At 42.7% G+C, this 602-nt stretch carries 2 protein-coding genes; both read right to left on the minus strand.

The window, feature by feature from the left end; translation table 11 throughout:
* Positions 1-194: hypothetical protein (locus N1032_RS26435; protein WP_259543623.1), on the minus strand; the 194-nt coding region annotated here is incomplete at its 3' end.
* Positions 191-502 (minus strand): hypothetical protein, encoded by a 312-nt coding sequence (locus N1032_RS26440; RefSeq protein ID WP_259543625.1) that lies wholly within the window; start codon positions 500-502, stop codon positions 191-193. The genes N1032_RS26435 and N1032_RS26440, both read right to left, overlap by 4 nt.
* Positions 503-602 lie beyond the last annotated feature (100 nt).

Consider the following 602-nt stretch of genomic DNA (forward strand, 5'->3'; position numbering starts at 1 on the left):
ACATTGAATTGGTATGGGTATGCCCATACAGGGACAATTACTTCACTGGCTTCAGGCAGTGATTGAATGTTCTCGACATGGACAGTGGCAATGATTGTTCCCTCATCTGTACCAGATGTAGTGACATCAGACACGTTGTATTCGAGCATACCCAATATACCTAAAGGCTTGTAATGAAAGCCTTTAACGTTCATACCTTCTCGATGATTACATGTTTATTGAAGTATGGAGCTTGGTACTCCATCTCTGCTTTGGTCAGGTAGATACTGAACTTATAGATACCCTTGTAGCCATCGACACGACAGCCACGGTAGATATGCTGAGAGGGCTGAGATAGCTCAAAGCTTGCTTTGGCTATCGTAATCTCACCTGAGTGAGCTAAGTCAGCACCCAGCATTACTCTGGTTTTAATCTTCTTCATATCTGATTCAGACAACCAGCCCAGTATCTTGCCTGACATATCGGTAATTTTCGTACCTTTGGTACATACCTCATTTGCCATCTGGATTATCCAATACGAGTACCTCGAATAGCCATTCAAGCACTTCCTTGGTATTCACCTCCATGTTGTATACCTGTTGTTGATTAGTAGGGAATGCTTT

Origin of the sequence: Herbiconiux daphne (assembly GCF_024979295.1) — a bacterium.
GTDB lineage: Bacteria > Actinomycetota > Actinomycetes > Actinomycetales > Microbacteriaceae > Herbiconiux > Herbiconiux daphnes.

Bases quoted from the DNA above. Each gene is read 5' to 3' on its own strand.
- N1032_RS26440 (WP_259543625.1), bottom strand. From the start codon at position 502: ATGGCAAATGAGGTATGTACCAAAGGTACGAAAATTACCGATATGTCA.